Origin of the sequence: Polyangium sorediatum (assembly GCF_029946465.1) — a bacterium.
Taxonomy (GTDB): Bacteria; Myxococcota_A; Polyangia; order Polyangiales; family Polyangiaceae; genus Polyangium; species Polyangium fumosum.
The window spans coordinates 60,381-78,324 of record NZ_JARZHI010000009.1; the positions used below are offsets into that span (position 1 = coordinate 60,381).

14 protein-coding genes are annotated in these 17,944 nt (G+C 70.9%); 8 read left to right on the forward strand and 6 right to left on the reverse strand.

The genetic code is table 11. The features are described from left to right. Window positions 1-9 precede the first annotated feature (9 nt). The 8 genes from QHF89_RS13345 (at window position 10) to QHF89_RS13380 (ending at window position 8,122) form a co-directional block, all read left to right on the forward strand. Window positions 10-855: an SDR family NAD(P)-dependent oxidoreductase gene (locus QHF89_RS13345; protein ID WP_136931338.1), complete on the forward strand. Its 846-nt coding sequence runs from the start codon at window positions 10-12 to the stop codon at window positions 853-855. 311 nt (window positions 856-1,166) lie between these two features. After that, complete coding sequence (locus tag QHF89_RS13350) at window positions 1,167-2,963, forward strand: hypothetical protein (RefSeq protein ID WP_136969632.1); 1,797 nt, start codon at window positions 1,167-1,169, stop codon at window positions 2,961-2,963. 230 nt (window positions 2,964-3,193) lie between these two features. Further along, window positions 3,194-3,697: a T3SS (YopN, CesT) and YbjN peptide-binding chaperone 1 gene (locus tag QHF89_RS13355; RefSeq protein ID WP_136931336.1), complete on the forward strand. Its 504-nt coding sequence runs from the start codon at window positions 3,194-3,196 to the stop codon at window positions 3,695-3,697. 43 nt (window positions 3,698-3,740) lie between these two features. After that, window positions 3,741-4,847 carry a hypothetical protein gene (locus QHF89_RS13360; protein ID WP_136969633.1) on the forward strand — a complete coding sequence of 369 codons (1,107 nt, stop codon included), beginning with the start codon at window positions 3,741-3,743 and terminating at the stop codon, window positions 4,845-4,847. A gap of 123 nt (window positions 4,848-4,970) precedes the next feature. Continuing rightward, a complete protein-coding gene (locus QHF89_RS13365) occupies window positions 4,971-5,786 on the forward strand; it encodes a carboxypeptidase regulatory-like domain-containing protein (protein WP_136969634.1) in 816 nt (271 codons plus the stop codon). 190 nt (window positions 5,787-5,976) lie between these two features. Continuing rightward, a complete protein-coding gene (gene cyoE, locus QHF89_RS13370) occupies window positions 5,977-6,933 on the forward strand; it encodes a heme o synthase (protein WP_136931333.1) in 957 nt (318 codons plus the stop codon). Between the two features lie 9 nt (window positions 6,934-6,942). Then, window positions 6,943-7,401, forward strand: coding sequence for a DUF420 domain-containing protein (locus QHF89_RS13375; protein ID WP_136969635.1), 459 nt, complete (start codon window positions 6,943-6,945; stop codon window positions 7,399-7,401). A gap of 34 nt (window positions 7,402-7,435) precedes the next feature. Further along, a complete protein-coding gene (locus tag QHF89_RS13380; RefSeq protein WP_136931331.1) occupies window positions 7,436-8,122 on the forward strand; it encodes an SCO family protein in 687 nt (228 codons plus the stop codon). 1 nt (window position 8,123) lies between these two features. Here the strand turns inward: QHF89_RS13380 and QHF89_RS13385 are convergent, their stop codons facing one another. The 6 genes from QHF89_RS13385 to QHF89_RS13410 all read right to left on the reverse strand — a co-directional run bounded on the left by QHF89_RS13385 (window position 8,124) and on the right by QHF89_RS13410 (window position 17,759). Further along, complete coding sequence (locus QHF89_RS13385; RefSeq protein ID WP_136969636.1) at window positions 8,124-12,335, reverse strand: sigma 54-interacting transcriptional regulator; 4,212 nt, start codon at window positions 12,333-12,335, stop codon at window positions 8,124-8,126. Window positions 12,336-12,447: 112 nt separating this feature from the next. Continuing rightward, on the reverse strand, window positions 12,448-13,116 hold the full coding sequence (locus QHF89_RS13390; RefSeq protein ID WP_136969637.1) for a thioredoxin-like domain-containing protein: 669 nt from the start codon (window positions 13,114-13,116) through the stop codon (window positions 12,448-12,450). Between the two features lie 31 nt (window positions 13,117-13,147). Continuing rightward, window positions 13,148-14,188, reverse strand: a complete 1,041-nt coding sequence (locus tag QHF89_RS13395; RefSeq protein ID WP_136969638.1) for a hypothetical protein — start codon at window positions 14,186-14,188, stop codon at window positions 13,148-13,150. Window positions 14,189-14,271: 83 nt separating this feature from the next. Then, entirely contained in the window at window positions 14,272-14,526 is a 255-nt protein-coding gene (locus QHF89_RS13400) for a hypothetical protein (protein WP_136931327.1), read from the reverse strand. 174 nt (window positions 14,527-14,700) lie between these two features. Then, window positions 14,701-16,086: a cytochrome c3 family protein gene (locus tag QHF89_RS13405; protein ID WP_284720442.1), complete on the reverse strand. Its 1,386-nt coding sequence runs from the start codon at window positions 16,084-16,086 to the stop codon at window positions 14,701-14,703. A gap of 26 nt (window positions 16,087-16,112) precedes the next feature. Continuing rightward, on the reverse strand, window positions 16,113-17,759 hold the full coding sequence (locus QHF89_RS13410) for a hypothetical protein (RefSeq protein WP_232379714.1): 1,647 nt from the start codon (window positions 17,757-17,759) through the stop codon (window positions 16,113-16,115). Window positions 17,760-17,944 lie beyond the last annotated feature (185 nt).

Here is a 17,944-nt window from a genome sequence, read left to right on the forward strand (position 1 = left end):
GGAACGAGGATGGGTCTGCTCGACGGCAAGGTGGCAATCATCACGGGCGCAGGCGGCGGGATCGGCCGCGCTGAGGCGCTTCTCTTCGCCCAGGAAGGCGCGAAGGTGGTCGTCAACGACGTCGGCGGCGCGCGCGACGGAACCGGCGGAAGTGACGCCATGGCGCGCAAGGTCGTGGAGGAGATCACGGCCGCGGGCGGCGTCGCGGTCGCGAACTTCGACACGGTGGCGACGGCCGCGGGCGCGGCGGGCATCGTGAAGACCGCGCTCGACGCGTTCGGCCGCATCGACGTCCTCGTCAACAACGCGGGCATCCTGCGGGACAAGACGCTGCTCAAGCTCGACGAGGAGCAGTGGGACAGCGTCATCGCCGTGCACCTCCGGGGCACGTTCCTCGTCACGCAGGCGGTGGTGAAGCAGATGATCGCGCAGGGCGGCGGCGGGCGTGTCGTCAACACGACGAGCGTGTCGGGCATGGTCGGCAACTTCGGGCAGTCGAACTACGCGGCCGCGAAGGCCGGCATTTACGGCTTCACGCGGACCGCGGCGATCGAGCTGCAGAAGCACCGCATCACGGTGAACGCGCTCGCGCCGGTGGCGAAGACGCGCATGACCGAGGATCTCCCGATGTTCCAGGCCGGCATGGAGTCGCTCACGCCGGAGCACATCGCGCCCGCGGCGCTCTTTTTGGGCTCGGACCTTTGTGCGGATCGGACGGGGCACGTCCTCGCCGTGACGGGCTCGCAGGTCTTTGCCTACAAGGTCGTGCAAAGCGCGGGAAAGTTCAAAGACGAGGGCGCCGCGTGGACGGCCCAGGAGATCGCCGATCACTGGGAGGCGATCACGAAGGTCTGAAGACGGGCGGGCGGCCGACGTTCCTCGCTGGTTTCCGCCCGTGCTCTGCGCCGAGGCTCACGAACGCCGCCCGTTCTTCGGCCAAATCCCGCCCGGAACAGCCCGTTTCGACCATCCCGGCCGTTGCTGGGCTCGGACACGAATGCTAGTTTCGATGTTCGGCGGCCGTCGTCGTGGGCTTTCGCTCAGGACTTCGTCGCTGGGTAACTCGTCGTTTTGCCGGGGGAAGTGTCCCGGCCACGTCGAATGGGTGGGTGCTGGGTTCGTCCCCACGATCTGCCCCTTCCGCCCCGGGAGCCTCACGAACCGGCATGTCGCGCGAAGCCCACATCCCCCTGCTGCTCTGGATCTCTGCGGCCATCGTCGTCCACTGGGCAGGCGGCAATGGCGCGGTGGAGGTGGCGCAGGTCGTCGAGGATCGCGCGCAGATCCGTTCGCTCGTCGATGCGGTCCGCACAGGGCTTCGTCCCCAGGACACGCAGTTCGAGATCCTCGTGGATACGCCCGCGACGCCGTCGCCGCAGGAAGCGGAGGCGCCCGAGGACAAGGCCGACGACACCAAGGACGAAGAGAAGCCGGATCCGGACGCTGTGCCGGAGCCGCCGAAGCCGCCCAAGATCAAGCCACCTCCGCCGGAGAAGAAGGTCGAGCCGCCCAAGGTCGAACCGCCCAAGGTCGAACCTCCGAAGGAGGAGCCGAAGGTGGTCCCGCCGCCGCCTCCGCTCGTGGCGCCGCCGCCTCCACCGCCACCTCCGCCGCCTCCGCCTCCGCCGCCGACCGAAGAGGTCGCGAAGCAGGAGCCGCCGAAGCCGATCGAGCCGGATCGTCGGATTGCCGTGCGCCAGCACGTCGATCCGAACCAGAAGGACAACCCCGACGCGAGCCGCATCGCGGATCAGGCGAATACCGTGAAGGAGGAGACGGTCGCGCGTCTCCGGTCGCATGATCAGGATCATGCGAATCCGAACGCGGGCGCGATGAAGAAGCCCGCGGCCTCCGGCGAGGGGAACGACGACCACGAGAAGGTCGCCGACAGCGAGCAGAAGGCCGGCTCGAACAAGGCGCCGGGCGAGTCGAGGGATCACAGCGAGAGCGCCGAGCATCACCACACGGCGAGGCCGGCGCCGCCCGCGGCGATCGCGCGGACGTCGCCGCCGCCCATGGCGCCCGGCGGAACGACCGGCGGCGGAGGTGCGAACACGCCGAAGGCACCCGCAGGTCCGCCCCCGAGCCCCGGCGGCGCGGGCCCCGCGTCACCCGAGGTCGTCGCAGGCGCGGGCCCCGGCGGCTTCACGATGGATCCGGCGAACCCCGGCGGCGACGGCAAGAGCCGAAGGGCCGGAAAGAAGCGGCAACCGGCGCCTTACCAGGCTCCGGTGAAGGTCGGCTCCGTGGGCCTCGGCGCGCCCGGGATCGCGGGCGGGCCGAACCTGAACCTCTCGCACGCGGGCTTCGAGGCCTCGGTCGGTCGGGAAAAACTCGAAGCCGAGCGCGCGGCCGACGGTGCGGCGCGGCGCAGCGCGCACCGCGGCAAGTGGGAGAAGAACAACTTCGGCAAGTACAAGGCGGCGATCGAGAACTACGAGCCGACGGTGAAGGTCGGCAACCAGACGGCGCTGAACGCCGCGCAGTCCGCGTTCGCGACGTACCTGAACACGATCCACAACCGCCTGCACCCGATCTTCGCCGAGGAGTTCCTCGCGTCGCTCGACAACCTCCCGCAGGAGCACGCGCTGAACAAGAACCTCGTCACGCACCTCGAGATCGTGCTGAGCAAGGACGAGGGGAAGATCGTGAAGATGGGCGTGACGAAGGCGAGCGGGATGACGGCCTTCGACATCGTCGCGCTGAACTCGATGAACCGCTCGTCGCCGTTCGGGAAGGCGCCCGAGGCGATCGTCTCGCACGACGGTAGGGTGTATCTGCACTGGGAGTTCCACCGCGATCCGGTGGACGCATGCAGCACGCGCAATGCGTTCCCGTACATCCTGCCCAACCCGAAGGGCGGCGGCAGCGTCTCCCCGGTCGGTCCGCCGCGCGCGCCGACGCTGACGCCCTCGGATGAGCGACGCGGCCCACCGCCGCTCCTTCCTGTCCCGACTCGCTGAGAGGGTGTTCCCCAGGCTGCTGCGCGGCTCGATGCGTCGGTCGGCCTCGCTCGACGTACAGAGTACGCCTCGCTCGGCCTCCCTAGCCTCGAGCCGCTCGCGACGCCTGTGGAACACCCTCTGAGCACGCGGGGTGGCAAGGGGGCTTGCCGAGCGTAGCCCCAAGCGATGACTGGTTTGTCTAGGACAACGCGAGACGGCCCGCCCCGAAGCTGGTAGCATCGCCCCCGATGTCCAAGGACGCTGCATCCGCCGCTCGCGTGAGCATCGCGCGGATAGAGCAAACGCTCGCGGACTCGCCGGCTTTCGTCCGTGTCGAGCCGCGGTTCTACGTGGTCCGGCAGGGGACGGCGTACATCTACATCCAGATCCTCCCGTGGGAGCCCGACCGCGCCGTCGTGCGGTTCGTGGCGCAGCTCGTCCGGGGGGTCGAGATGACGCCCGACCTCGCGATGAAGCTCCTGCGCATGAACGCGCGCCTCCGGTTCGGGGCCTTCGGCTACGTCGCGCAGGGCGCGTGCGTGGTCCTCGTGCACACGCTGCTCGGCGGCGAGACGCTCGATCCGGACGAAATCCTCGCCGCGCTGCGCGACATGTCGGTCATCGCCGACGAGTACGACGACCGGATCTTCGAGGAGTTCGGCGGGCATCGCATGCAGGACCTGATCGACGCCTCCGCGGCGTCGGAGTTCTTCGACGACACGGTCCACCCACGCGACTGGAGCGACGCGTGAGCCTGCATCTTGCAGGGAGCCGCTCGCGGCGAGCCCGACCTCGATGAGCACGGAAGGCGAAAGCACCGAAGCCCCCGAAGCGCCCCGAGTCGCCCCGCCTGCGCGTCCCGAGCCGAAGGCGAGCTTGGGCGTGCTCGCGTTCGTCCGGCCGCTCGCAGCGTTCGGGGTGCTCGCGATGCTGCTCGGACGTGCGTTCGGCCCCTCGGTACGAGGCCTGGCCGTCGGGCTCGGCAAGGCGGGCGACTACCTCGAGCTCGCGGGCGCGGCGATGTCGCAGTTTTTCCTGATCCTCGCGACCGTGGGCGCCATGGCGCTCGGCCTCTCCGCGCTGCGCGCAGGGCTGCCGGCGGTGGTGCGTTTCGGCGCCGTCTTCGCGAGCGGGCTCGTCGTGCTCGTGACGCTCTCGGCGTCGGCGTCGCGCGTGCCGGAGGCGTCGCTCGTGCTCGTCGGGGGCGTCGCGTGCGCGCTCGCGCTCCTCGCGGCCTGGGACACGATGCGGACGCCGTTCGCGCGGGCGACGGCCGTGATGCTGGGGCTGCTCGGGCTCGGCGGGCTCGCGCGGGTCGCGTCGGTGCTCCTCGTGATGCGGGGCGGCGCGGCGCCGGAGTCGCTCGCGCGGATCGCGCGCGGGGTCTCGACGGTGGGGCTCTTGCTCGACGGCGCGGCGATGGCCGTGGCCGTGGGGTTCGTCGCGTCGCGCGGGAAGAAGCTCACGAGTCCGGCCACGCTCGCCGCGCTCGCGGTCGCGCTCTTCGCGACGCGGCAAGCGCTGGCGGGGACGTCCGACGAGGCGGCTGCGGTGAGTGTGCTGCTCGCGCGCGCCGCGAAGAACCTGGTGTTGCGGCCCGAGCCGTTGGCTTCGCCCGTGGTCGCGACGTTCGTGGCCTTCGCGGCGCCTGCGCTCGCGGTCGCGGCGCTCGCGACGCGCACGCTGACGCCGGCGCTCTCGGGGGCGATCGCGCTCCTGCTCGTGGCGCGGGGCGCGCCGGACGTGCCGCTTTGCGCGCTCGCGCTCGTGCTCGCGTCGCTCGCGACGGTGCTCGCGTCGCGGGATCATCGGGGGCTTTGGGCAGCGATCACACGCGCGGAGTCGACGCCGGAGGAAGGCCCCGGGGCGAGCGGGGAGGCGAAGGGCGCGCGGCCGAGCTGAGGTCTTCGCTTTTCTTGCGAAACCAGCGGGACGAACCCGCGCCCTGCCGTTGACGTGCCGCGAGGCGTTCACTAGGACGCGGGGAGCGCTCGCTCGGCCCCTCCCGCGGCGCACACGGCGAACATGACCACCCATCGAACAGCCTGGATCGTCCCTTCGGTCGTGGCTCTGCTCGCCTTCGCGGCGGGATGTCAGAAGGAGACGGGGAGCTCGTCATCGCCCGCGGCGTCCGCGACGGCGAGCGCGGCCCCGGCGGGCAAGCTCGGCAGCGCGACGCTGCGCGGCGAAGTGCGCTTCACGGGCGCGCCGCCCGAGATGAAGGTGCCCGCGAAGCGCGCGCAGGCGACCGACGTCTGCAAGGACAAACAGCTCGTCCACGACGCCGTGATCGTCCAGGGAGGCAAGCTGAAGGATGTGCTCGTCCGCATCGCGCCGAAGAGTTTCGAGGGGCGCTACGAGGTGCCGCCGGCCGCGACCGTGGATCAGCAAGACTGCATGTACGTGCCGCGGATCCAGGGCGTGCTCAGCGGGCAGGAGATCGTCGTGAAGAACAGCGACCGGACGCTGCACAACGTGCACACGTACCTCGGCGCGGAGACGGTCTTCAACGAGGCGACGGCGATGGGATCACCGCCGATCGCGAAGCGCTTGCCGCCCTCCGGCATCGTACGGTTCGGATGCGACATCCACCCCTGGATGCGGAGCTTCGTCGTGGTCACCGATCATCCGTTCTTCGCGGTGAGCGGCGCGGATGGGGCGTTTCGTATCGATCGCGTGCTGGCCGGCAAGGTTCGGCTGGAGGCGTTTCACGCCCGGTACGGCCTGAAGACGCAGGAGGTGACGGTGACCGACGGGCAGACGCTCGAGGTCGTCTTCTCGTTCGACGGCACCGAGCCGGAGCCCACCGAAAACCAGGGCGAGCTCCAGGGACTTTGGTAGGCCCGACCCCGTTGTCTCGAACCTGGGTTGACCCCACGATCGCGCTGGGCTTTCCTCCCGCGCGCCGCGCCCCAGAGCTAGGCTCCCCCCGCTTCATGACGTCGTCCTGTATGGTCGCTCCTGCTCCTGCCGTGTTTCCTGGCCCCACGCGCGTGCTCCCGTGTGCGGTGTCTGCTATCGAGGTGCGCGCATGACGATCCCCGCGGAGCCACTCGGCGACGTGCACGTGAACCGCCGCGATTCCGGCTACGAGCAGCGCGAGCCTCCGTTCGGTGCCGTCGCGCGAGATCTCGTCGCGCTGACGAAGCCTCGCGTCACGGTCATCGTGGTCGCGACGATGCTCGGTGGGGCGTGGGTCGCGAACCGCTTCGCGCACGAGCAAGGACGCCCCGGGGTATCTCCGGCGGTCGTGATGCTCTCGCTCCTCGCGACGGTGCTCGTCGTTGGCGGCGCGAACACGCTGAACATGTACCTGGAGCGCGACACGGACGGGTTCATGGCCCGGACGAAGAACCGGCCGCTGCCCGCGGGGCGGATCTCGCCGCAGCTCGCGCTCTGGTTCGGCCTCGCGATCTCCGCGCTCTCGCTCGTCTTGTTCGGGCTCGTGGTGAACATGACGACGACGCTGCTCGCGGCGTTCGCCTTGTTCTCGTACGTGCTCATCTACACGCCGCTGAAGCGGAAGACGACGCTGGCGTTGCTCATCGGCTCGGTGCCCGGGGCGATCCCGCCGCTGCTCGGCTGGACGACGGTGACCGATCGCATCGACGGCCCCGGCGCGGCGCTCTTCGGCATCCTGTTCCTCTGGCAGGTGCCGCATTTCCTGGCGATCTCCATGTTCCGCAGCCGCGACTACCAGCGCGCGGGCCTCAAGGTGCTCCCGATCGAGCGCGGGGATCGCCACACGCGGCACCACATCGTCGGTTACCTCGTGGCGCTCGTGCTGGTCTCGCTCCTGCTCGTCCCGCTCGGCGTCGCGGGTCCGGTGTATCTCGCCTCGGCCGCGCTGCTCGGCCTCGGCTTCCTCGGCTTCGGCGCGTGGGGGCTCCGCCCGACGGTGCTCGGGACACGATGGGCGCGCAGGCTCTTCGCGATCTCGATCGTGTACCTGATGCTGCTGCAAGCCGCGCTGCTCATCGGCGCCTGAGTACATCCCATGAGCGCCGAAAGCATCGGTCGTCTGCTCGCGCCGCTGAACGCGCTGCTCAACGCGACGAGCGCGACGCTGCTCTTCGCCGGCTTCGTCGCGATCAAGCAGCGCAACATCGCGGCGCACCGGTGGCGGATGCAGGGCGCGTTCATCGCGTCGGGCGTCTTCCTCGTGAGCTACGTGGCGCGCTTCGCGCTCACGGGGACGCATCGGTTCCCGGATGTGGGGATCGCGCGGACGATCTACCTGGTGGTCCTCTCGACCCACACGCTGCTCGCGATGGTGGCGCTGCCGCTCGTGATCGTGACGCTCCGGCTCGGTCGTCAGGGGCGCTTCGAGGCGCACCGCAAGCTCGCGAAGATTACGTTCCCGATCTGGGCGTACGTCTCGGTCACGGGCATCGTCGTGTATCTCATGCTCTACCACCTCGCGCCGATGCTCGCGGGCGCGGCGCACGCGCCTTGACCCTGCGCGGAGCGGCGCCTACACCACGCTCGTCGTGACGTCGCGCGTGGAGAACCGAGACGAGGGCGGAACGGACGCGGGGGCCGCTCCCCCGCAAGAAGCTCGACCTGCGCCGCCCCCGCAGCGTGCGAAGCGGTTCCCGTGGCTCGTCTTCGGGATCGTGTTCGCCCTGGTGCTGATCACGCGGATCGTGATCACGCCGCGCCCGACGGCGCCGAAGCCAGTGCTGGATCTGCCGGCGTACACGCTCACCGATCATCACGGAAAGCCGTTCGGCGCGGCCGATCTGCGCGGCAAGCCGTACATCGCGGACTTCGTGTTCACGAGCTGCCCGAGCGTTTGCCCGCGCCTCACGAAGCGGATGGTCGAGGTGCAGAAGCGCACGGCGGATCTCGGCGAGAAGCTTCACCTCGTGACGTTCTCGGTCGATCCGGAGACCGACACGCCCGAGGTGCTGGCCGCGTACGGGCGCAAGTACGGCGCGGACGACACGCGCTGGACGTTCCTCACGGGCCCGCTCGGCGAGGTGGAGACCGTGGTGCTGCGCGGCTTCAAGATCGCGATGGGCAAGAAGGAGACGCCCGAGGGCATCCTCGAGATCTTCCACGGCGAGCGCCTCGTGCTCGTCGACGGCGAAGGCAAGATCCGCGGCTTTTACGACGCAGACGACGCGGGGATCGAGGCGATCGTGCGGGACGCGCGGCTCGTCTTGGACCGCTGAATCAAGTCGAGACCGCGAGCCGCTTCATCATCTTCTGCAGGCCGAAACGCGAGAGGCCGAGGAGCTTCGCGGCCTGGGTCTGGTTGCCCTTCGTGCGTTCGAGCGCCTCGCGCACGAGCTGCGCTTCGAGGGCGTCGACGCGCGGGCGCACGCGCAAGCCGAGATCCGCAGGGACCGGCGGCGTGACGTTCGCGATGTCCGGCGAGAGGTGCTCGCGCTCGATGACGCCGTCGCAGAGCAGGAGCGCGCGGCGGACCTCGTTTTCGAGCTGGCGGATGTTGCCGGGCCAGGGGAACGCCATGAGCCGATCCATCGCCGCGCGCGTGACGCGGACCTCGGGACGGCTGTACTTGGCGAGCATGTGCTTCACGAGGAGCGGGACGTCGCTCGCGCGTTCGCGGAGCGGCGGGATCCGGATCGTGATGATGTTGAGGCGGTAGTAGAGGTCCTCGCGGAACGTGCGCGCGCGGACCATGGCGTCGAGGTCGCGGTGGGTCGCGGCGACGATGCGCACGTCGACCTTGCGCGCGCGCTCGGTGCCGAGCGGTCGCACCATGCCGTCCTGGAGGACACGCAGGAGCTTGGCCTGCATGCCGAGGCTCATCTCGCCGATCTCGTCGAGGAACAACGTGCCGCGATCGGCCGCTTCGAAGAGGCCGGAGCGCGGTCGATCGGCGCCCGTGAACGCGCCGCGCACGTGGCCGAAGAGCGTCGATTCGAGCAGGCCCTCCGGGATCGCGCCGCAGTTCTCGCCCACGAACGGGCGCCCCGCGCGGGGGCCGTTGTCGTGGATCGCGCGCGCGACGAGCTCCTTGCCGCTGCCCGACTCGCCGTGGACGAGGACGGGGACGTCGGCGATCGTGACGCGATCCACGAGCCGCAGCATCGCGCGGACGGGCTCGCTGTCGCCGATGATGGAGTCGTACTCGAAGCGGGTCTCGCGCGTGCCGCGGGTGCGGTTGAGCTCGCGCTCCGCCACGTCGAGCGCGGCCTCTCGTTTCGCCAGCGTCTCCTCGAGCGCCGCGCTCGCCCGTTTCGCTTTGCGCGCGGCGCGCCGGAGGAGCGTCTGATCCCGCGCGTCCGCGATCGCCAGCGCCGCGAGCGTCGCCACCGTGCGTGTCCACGCGAGCTCGCGCGGACCAAACGCGCCACGCCGCACGCGATCATCGAGGTAGACGACCCCGAGCGCCTCGCCGCGCGCGACGAGCGGCACAACGAGCACGCTTCGCAGCTTGAGCGCATGCACGCTGACGTGCACCGCGGGCATCTCGCCCGCTGCGTCCACGGCGACGACGGGCTCGAGCGCCGCGAGCGCGCGCCGTGCGAGCGTCTGCGAGAGCGAGAGCTGCTCGTCGCGGAGATCGGCCCGCGCGAGGTTGCGCGCCGCGCGTGCCACGAGTCGCCCGTCCGGCGCGCGCAAGAGGAGCAAGCCTCGCTCGACGCCCGTCCACAGGACGAGCGCGTCGACCACGCGATCGAGCAGCGAGCGGAGCCGCTCGCGATCGCTCAGCGAGACGATGAGCTGCTCGAGCTCCCGCGCCTGCTCCGCGCGCATGCCTTCCTGCGGCGCGGCGGCGGCCTGCGCGACCCACGGGAGCGCGCGGATCGACGGCGCGAGCTCGGGGGAGGCGCGCGCGAGCAGATCACGCGCCGCGTCTCCGAGGGACGAGAGGAGCCGGACGGCGACATCGCCCCGGCCGAGGCGCGCCGCGAGCGCATATCCCGCCGCGATCGAGGGTCCTCGCGCCGAGACGGGCGCGCGTGCATCCGAGAGCGCCACGATCGCGCTGAGCACGTGCTCGGCGGTGCGCGTTTCGAGCTCGCCCGACGCCACGAGCAGCACCTCGGCGCGCGCGCGCCACCAGTCGAGACGCGCGCCCGCGGTGAGGCTCGGCGTGTCCGCGAGCCGATCGAGATCGACGCACGTCTCCAGATCGATCGCCCCTTCCGCATGCCGCAGCAGCCGCGCGGAGGCGCGCAACTTGTCGTCACCACCCGCGTCTGCGAGCAGCGCTCGGGCTTGCTCGGCGGCGCGCTTCCCTTCGGCCGCGCCGCGCGTCGACACGTCCGCGATGGCCCAGAGCGCGTACGCCTCCGCCCGCGTGTCACGACCTTCCCGCGCCCGCGCGATCGCCTCCCGCGCGATTCGTTCTGCCTCGTGCGCCACGCCCGCCGTCGCGTGGGCCGCGGCGCGCGCGAGCAGCGCGCGGGCTGCGAGCGCCGGCCTGCCGAGGTGCTCCCACAAGAGCGCCGCGCGCCGCGCCGTCGCGATCGCGCCGCCGAGATCGCCGAGATCCACCGCAGCCGCCGCCTCGCCCGTCCGGTACGTCGCCTCCTCGACGACGGCCCCTGCCCGCGTCGCGTGCTCGACCGCCGCGGCGAACGCGCTCCGCGTGCGCGCCGGATCCCCCCCGTGCTCCACGTAGCCCCGGAGCGCCGCGATCCGCGCGTGCTCCTCGGCGCGACGTGCGATTGCCTCGCCGCGCGTGATCGCAGCGAGCGCGCGCTCCGTGTCGCCCTTCGTGGCCGCGACGAGCGCCGCGACCTCGTACGCGGGCACGATCGTCGCGCCTTGCACGAGCGTATCGGCCTCCTCGTAGCGCCGCTCGTCGAACGCGATCCGCGCCAGGATCGCGCGCGCTTTCCCGTCGGGATCCTCGCCGCGTCGATCCGCATCCGCCGCGATCTCCCGCGCTGCGCCGAGCTCTCCTGCGCGCCGCAAAATCTCCGCCGCCAGCGCATCCGATCCCTTCGCGCGGCGTTCCCGCGCGCGGAGCGCGAGGCTCCTCGCGCGGCCGAGCTCGCCCGACAGGCGCAGCGCGTCCGCGGCCGCCACGAGCAGCGACGCGGGCACGTTTTCCCCTCGCTCCACGCGCTCGATCGCCATCGGATCCGGCGGCACGGCGGCGATCGCGATCGACAGCCGCGCCACCTCCTCGATGTCGAACGGCGCCGACGTCGGACGCTCGGGCGTCGTCGCCGTGGGTGTTCGTCCGAGCGCAGCGCCCTCCACGTCTGCGAACGTCCATGCCGCGGGCGGAAGCTTCCGCGCGAGATCCACGAGCGCCGCGGCGAGCGACGCTTCTCCGATCTTTCCGAGCGGACCCGTCGGCCATGCCGCGGCCGGGCTCCCGACGAGCGACGTCATCCACCGCGCGATCCCCTCCGGGCCGAGCGGACCGATCTCGCCTGCGCCCGTGTTCGCGGAGGACGACGTCTCCTCGTCGACGAGCGATCGCGCGCGTCGCGCCCACGCGAGCGCGTCGCCGAGCCATGGCGCCGTCGCCGCGCCTGCCGAGGCGCGCGTCGCGAGCTCATCGCGGCGCGCAGACAGATACGCCGCACGCACGCGCCGCGCGTCGCGCTCTCCACGCTCTTCCCGCTCGCGGCCCGACCCCGCATCGCGCGCGGCGAGCGCGGCCCGCGCCGTCTCCGCGACCCACGATGCCGGCGGACGCGCGCCCGGGCTCGGCGAGAGCAGCGCCGCGCACAGCAGCGCGATCGGCTCGGGGAGACGCGCCGCCCGCGCGGCCTCGATCGGATGCTCGGCGGCTGCCACCGCGTCGTCCACGAGCTCCGCGAGCAGCGCGCCGAGCGCCACCAGATCCCGCGCGCGCGCGTCGCCCAAGTCGGAGTCTCCGCGCGCCAGATAACGCGGCGTCCCTCCTTCGATGCGCGCCGTGAACACCGGGCACGCGAGCCCGAGATCAATCACGTGCGCGCGCCCGCCCCACCCGAGCAGCACGTTCTCCGGCTTGATGTCGCCGTGCGCGAGCCCGACCTCGTGCAGATCCGAGAGCGCCTCGCCCGCGTCGCGCGCCACGGCGAGCGCGAGCGTCGTTCGATCCACGCCTGCCTCGCGCGCCCGCTCCCGCAGCGTCGCGCCTTCGACCCAGCGCAGCGCCACGAACGCGAAGCGCTCGCCGATTCCCTCGTCGTCCGCCTCGATCGCGCGCGCGACGTCGCCTTCCCGTACGAACCACCCGACGTCGACGAGCTCGGGCAAACGTGGCGAGAGCGCGAAGATCGCGTGCCTCGCTTCCCGCGCGATCGCCTCCCGCGCTGCCGCGTCGCGCGCGACCTTCAGCGCCACGAGGGTTCCATCGCGCCGCGCGCGCGCCCTCCACACCTCGCCTGCGCCGCCGCTCCCGGCCGGGGCGAGGAACTCGAAGCTTCGCTCCGTCAACTCCGATGACGATCCGTGCTCGTTCATCGGGAATCGAGTCTTCGACCTCTGCCCTCAGGTGTCAACGCTGGTGGCACGGGCGCTTCATCGAAGGGCCGCAGGGGCAGGGGAGGGGAGGCCGGGGACCACGAACGGAAGCTCAGCTCCCCCCGCAATTCGGCGGGGCAGCCTCGATGTCGACGCCGGCGTAACAGATGTCCTCGGGCCCTTTGCCGTACACCTCCGCCACGAACGCCGCGAGCGACGCCTTGTCGATGCACGTCGCCGTGTATGTCGCGCCCCACGCGGCCGCCGCGATCGGCGTGTCGAGATCCGCGTCGGGCGTGAGCACGAGCCGCGCCTTCGGCCCCGCGCCTGCCGACAGGCACAGCGGATCCGCCGCGGCCTCGTCGAACACCTCCTCGAGCGCCTCCACGACCTCCGGGCACGCCCCGTCGCAGCGATACGCAAGCACGACCGCGCCGTGCTCCAGGTCGTGGACGTACATCTCGCGCGGCACGGGCGTCGTGTACTTTTTGAACGCCGCCCACTGGCCCCAGTGATTCCCTCCACTCGGCGGGTTCGTCTCGTACGAGACGTCCGTGCAGAGCTCGACGTGGCTCGCCGACGAGACGGGGATGTTCGTCGTCTTCACCACGCGGCACGCCGTCTCCCCGGGCAGCGGAGGCGCGTCGGGCGTCAGCACCTCGGTTTGCGCCGGGCCCGTGGGCCCCACCGGCTGCGCGTCTTCGCCGCACCCCGCGACACCAAGCGACACCAGGACCAGCGCGCAAGTCAGCGCGTCACGCGAAAAGAACTCGGAAGACATGGCGTGAACCTACCACGCCGAAGGTGGTCTCTCAGGGGCAGGCCGGCGTCTCGGCGCCCGTGGTGATCCACGCGCTGAGCGCCTCCAGGCTCGCCTCGGGGGCGGCGTAGAGGTCATACGGGGGCATCGGCAAGCCCACCACGACCGACGCGCGGAGCCTGTCGATCTCGCCCGGCGCGAGCCCCTTCGCGGCATCCATGCGCGTGTAGATCGGGCCCGCCAGCATCTTGTAGAGCAGGTAGCTGTTGCCCGCGTTGCCCGGATCGACGTGCGGCATCGCCCGCCCGAAGCGGCGCGGCTTGAGATCCGGCTCGTCGGCTTGCTCGCCCGTCTGCGTCTGGTTCGCGACGCGCCCGATCATCGCCGGGATCCGCTCCACGCCCGAGAGATCGAGCCCCATCGCGGCGGCGCTGATCTCGAGCGGCCCATGGCAGCCGCCGCAGCCGACGATCAGGCTCTTCGAGACGGGGCACTTGTCGATGCAGAGCTGATCATTCACGGCACACGATGCCACGCACGCGCTCGCCGTGCAGAACAGCTCCTCGGATGCCGCGCGCCGCGCCGCCTCGTCGAGCGCCGGATCCATGGGCCCGCCGGCCGGATCCATCGCGGCCGTCGTGAACTGCAGGACCACGTTCGCCTCGAACGGCGCGCCGTCGAACGCGCGCACGCCGAACGGAGACGCCTCCGTCGGCGCGAGCACCGTCAGCCAGTACTTCGTGTCGGGCGCGAGCGCCGTCATCGCCGGCAGCCGGTACGTGATGCGCCGATGCACCGGATCGTAGCTGGGCTCCATGAACACCTGAAGCCTGCACTGCTGCAGCGTCGGCACGGGATCGGAGCTCGGCTGCAGGCAGATCGCTTGCCGGACCGCCTCGCCGGGCAGGAGGAACCGATCGAACGTGACGCGCACGCTCGTCGTCGAGAGCGCGACGCTCCCATCGGTGGGCGCGGGCGCGCTCGGCGTCAGCTTCAGCGTCGTCGGTTGACCGCCGGCGTCGAGCCCGGACAGCTCGACTTCGACCAGGTGGACAGGGGGGGCGTCGATGGCCTCGCGCTCGGGGCTGCCCACGTCACAACCGACGAGGGGCAGGGAGGCGGCGAGCAGAGCGGCGCGGAGGGCGCGCGGGGCGAAAGAAAGGCCTCTCGGGCCGATCAGCTCTCGGCGTAGGTCGAGAGCTGTTCGCGGACGACCTTCTCGTTGATGCCGGTCTGGATGTGCTCTTTCAAACAATCGGCCAGGGTGATGAGCAGGTCCTCGACCCCCTTCTCCTCGATGAGCTTCGCGAGCAATTGCCGCGCTTCCCGGCCGTCGTCCTCTCGGAGGAAGCCCCGCACGGTCTCCAGCGTGATTTCGCCCTGGAAGTCGAGGTAAAGATTGTCGAGCAGGTACTTGATCAGCTCCTTCACACCCGTTCTCCTTGACGACGCGCGCGACCACCGCGGGAGAGGAAGCGCCCCGTCGCTCTTCGCTATACCCGTCGCCAGAAGGGGTGTGCAAGGAATATGTAGGATGTTTCGGGAGCGCTGCTCCGTCCGCCTGCGCAGAGGCCCCGAGCGTGGGTCGGCACCGATGCTGGGATCTCATTGGCACGCCCTCACGAACGGGTCGTTCGACTGGTGACAGACGAGGCACGGACGCGGGTTTCTCGCGAAGGCCGCGCCGCACTTGTCCCGGAAGCCGATCGGGTGCGGGTTCACGCCGTGCCCGCCGGAGAGGCCCTTCGTCGCGTGGCACGTCGCGCAGTCACGCTCCGTGTGACAGGACACGCAGGCGTTCAGGTTCCGCATCGCCTCCCACGCGTGATGGTTCGGTCCGCGCGGCGCCGTCGTGAACTCCGCGGCGGGCGGATGGAAGCGGCGGCCCGTGAGGCGGTTGCCGCTGCCGGTGTCGCGCGCGACGCCGACGCGGCGGTGGCAGTCGCCGCAGAACGTCTGGGCCTGATGGCAGCTCGCGCAACGCGGGTTGTCCTGCCGCGCGGACTGCGCGTGGATCGAGAGCCAGTCGTTCGGGTGGACCTTGCGGGGACGGACGCGGCCGTCGTGGCAATCCGTGCACTCGTTCGTCGTGTGGCAGCTCCCGCAGAAGGCGCTGTCGTTCGCCGCGACGCTCTTGTGCCGCTCGATGAAGTCGGGCGTATGCGCCGCGTTGTGCATCCACTGCGGCGGCACGAGGTTGCCCGTCGTGAAGCTCGTGATCATGCGGCCGTCGTTCCGCGCCGTGTGGCACGTCGTGCACGCGCCCTTCGCCTGCCCCTGCGCCGCGCCGCTCATGTTGTGGCACGAGAAGCAGCCAGCCATGCGCGGGAGCTGATCCCGCGTCGCGAGCTCGAGCTCACCCACCTGCCCGTGGCACTGCCCGCACTGGATGTTCCGATCGAGGTGCTTCTTGTGCGTGAACACGAGGTTCGCGTTCGGCAGCACCATCGGCGCGACGGAGCCCTTCTCGCCCGCCTTGTCGCCGATGTGACAGAAGACGCACTGCCCGTTCGCGTCCGTGCCTGCCTTCACGTCGCGCAGGTCCGAGTGATCGATGTCGTGACAGGCGTCGCACTGCTCGGCCTTCGGCATGAGCCGATCGGCGACCTTGTCGCTCGTGAACGCGGCCGCGTGGCACGACTTGCAGGTCTGCTTGAGATCCTTCGTGTGCTTCTTGTGGTTGAAGCGGATGGTGATCGTCTGCGGCGGGTAGATCTCTTCGCTCGGCACGGGGGTCGCCGCGCTGCCCGGAGGCATGAACGCGAGCGGCGTCTCCGCGTCGTTCGGCATCGGGTAGAGGCCGCTCTTGTAGCCACCCGGAGGCGGCGCGGGCGGCGGCGCGGCGGACTCCGCGGGCGGCGCGTCGTCGGCGGCCTGCGCGGAGGCGTCGGGGCCCACGAGGCCGAGCACGAGGGCGGACAGGCATGCCACGAAGGCGAGCCATCCCGGCAGCGGTCGGCCGCTCGGCCTGCGCGTCTTGCGTGCGCTCACGGAGCTTCGCTTGGAGGCGTTCATCATCATCCGCCGAGCCTCAAGTTGAGGAGCGCCACGATGCGGAAGCGCTGCCCCACGAGCCGGTTCATGTCGTGCTCCCACTCGATCCGCAGGTCGGCCTGTTGCACGGGCCGGACGCCCGCGCCGAGGACGTAGCCGAACGACGTCGCGCCGCGATCGGGCCGCAGCGGGTCGTTCCAGTCGTAGACCGAGACGCGCCCGCCGACGCGGTAGCGCCCGCCGTCGAAGCGCTTCTCGCCCGAGAGATCCGCGCCGCCGGTGTGCCCACGCGCGCCGGCCTGCATCATGCCGCGCAGCCCCACCTCGCCCGTGCCGAAGCGATACCGACCCGACACGTTCGCGAGCGCGTCGATCGTCGTGGAGATCTCGCGGTTGTCAGGATCGCGGGTGAACGTCTTCGAGTTCGACGGATCGATCTCCTGGTCGCCGCTGCAGAGGCCCGAGGCCCTGCACTGCTCCGTGCCGAACGTCTCGGGATCGCCGTCGGCCATCCAGATCCGCACGCCGCCGTACGCCGAGAGATCGAGGCGTTGCGTCGGCGCGACCCAGACGCGCGCCGTCGCCGTCGTGATGGGGCTCTTCGTGAACCAGTTGAAGATCGAGTCCGCGTCGAAGGTCGGCACGAAGTAGTCGATGTCCGCGCCGACGGTCGCGCGTTTGCCCAGGTACGCCTCGACGCCGCCGTAATACGAGCCGACGATCTGGTTGTAGAAGTCGTACGTGACGCCGCCCTTGATCGCGCCGAGGTCCGACTTGTTCAGATCGAGCGCATACCCGAGCCGATCCTGCGACACGCGCAGCCCCTTCGCCGTGCGATAGCCGCCCGTCGGATCGGGGAACTGCTGCGTCACCGACGTGCCCGTGTTGTAGACGCGTCGATACGAGAGCCGCCCGTGGATCCAGCTCGGGCCGTTGCTCTCGAGCGAGACGCCGAACGCGGGCGCGGGCTGCGTGTACTGGTACGAAGGGAAATCCGTCACGCTCGGCTGATCGCCCGCGGTGCCGAAGCCCGCGTGGTTGCCACGCCAAACGCCTGGTCGCTCGTACCGCGACGTCGAGAGCGGCAGCCCCCCGCGTTGCTCGAGCCCGCCGTAGAGTTCGGCCTGCACGAAGTACGGCGTCGTCACGCGCGCGAGCGCGCCGTCGAACGACCACCAGCCGAGCGAGTCGACCACGTACTGCCGGCCCGCGCGGAAGCCGAGCCAGCCGTTCAAGAGGTTGCGGCCCTCGACGTACGCGTACATCAGATCGACCGGCGCCTGCTGCAGGCCCGGTACGAAGCGCACGCCGGGCCCCGCCTCCGTCAGGTAGCTCGTCTCGCCGCCGCGATCGGCGTCGCCGAGGTGGCCGTTGATCCCGAAGTCGGCGTCGAGGCGAACGCGCAAGACGACCGCGAAGTCGGCGCGCCCCGGGACGTGATCGCCCTGCAGGTTGTACACGCCGAGCGACAACGTCTGCATGAGGCGACGCCGATCGAGGATCGTGTCGCCCCACGGGCTCGCGACTTGGTACGCCTGTGCTGCCGTGTCGCTCTGCACCTCGAAGTCGAGGGCGCGCGCGTCACGCGGATGCGCGGTGATCGCCGTGGCAAGAGCGGCGAGCCCGGAAGCAACCACGCGCGGAAGGCGCGTCGATCGATGTCCCCTCACGCCTGGGATGCTCGCTTTCCGTCGAGTGGTGCCGGGGAGCGTGCGCGGATCACGCGCGGCTGCCGCGGGGCAGTCGACACACCTCAAACAAGTCGAGGCAGGAGGGATCCTCTTTCAGCGTGGCCCGCGCTGTCAACACGGACGAGGGGAGAGCTTGCTGCTCACAACGCGCCAGGGCGGCGCGC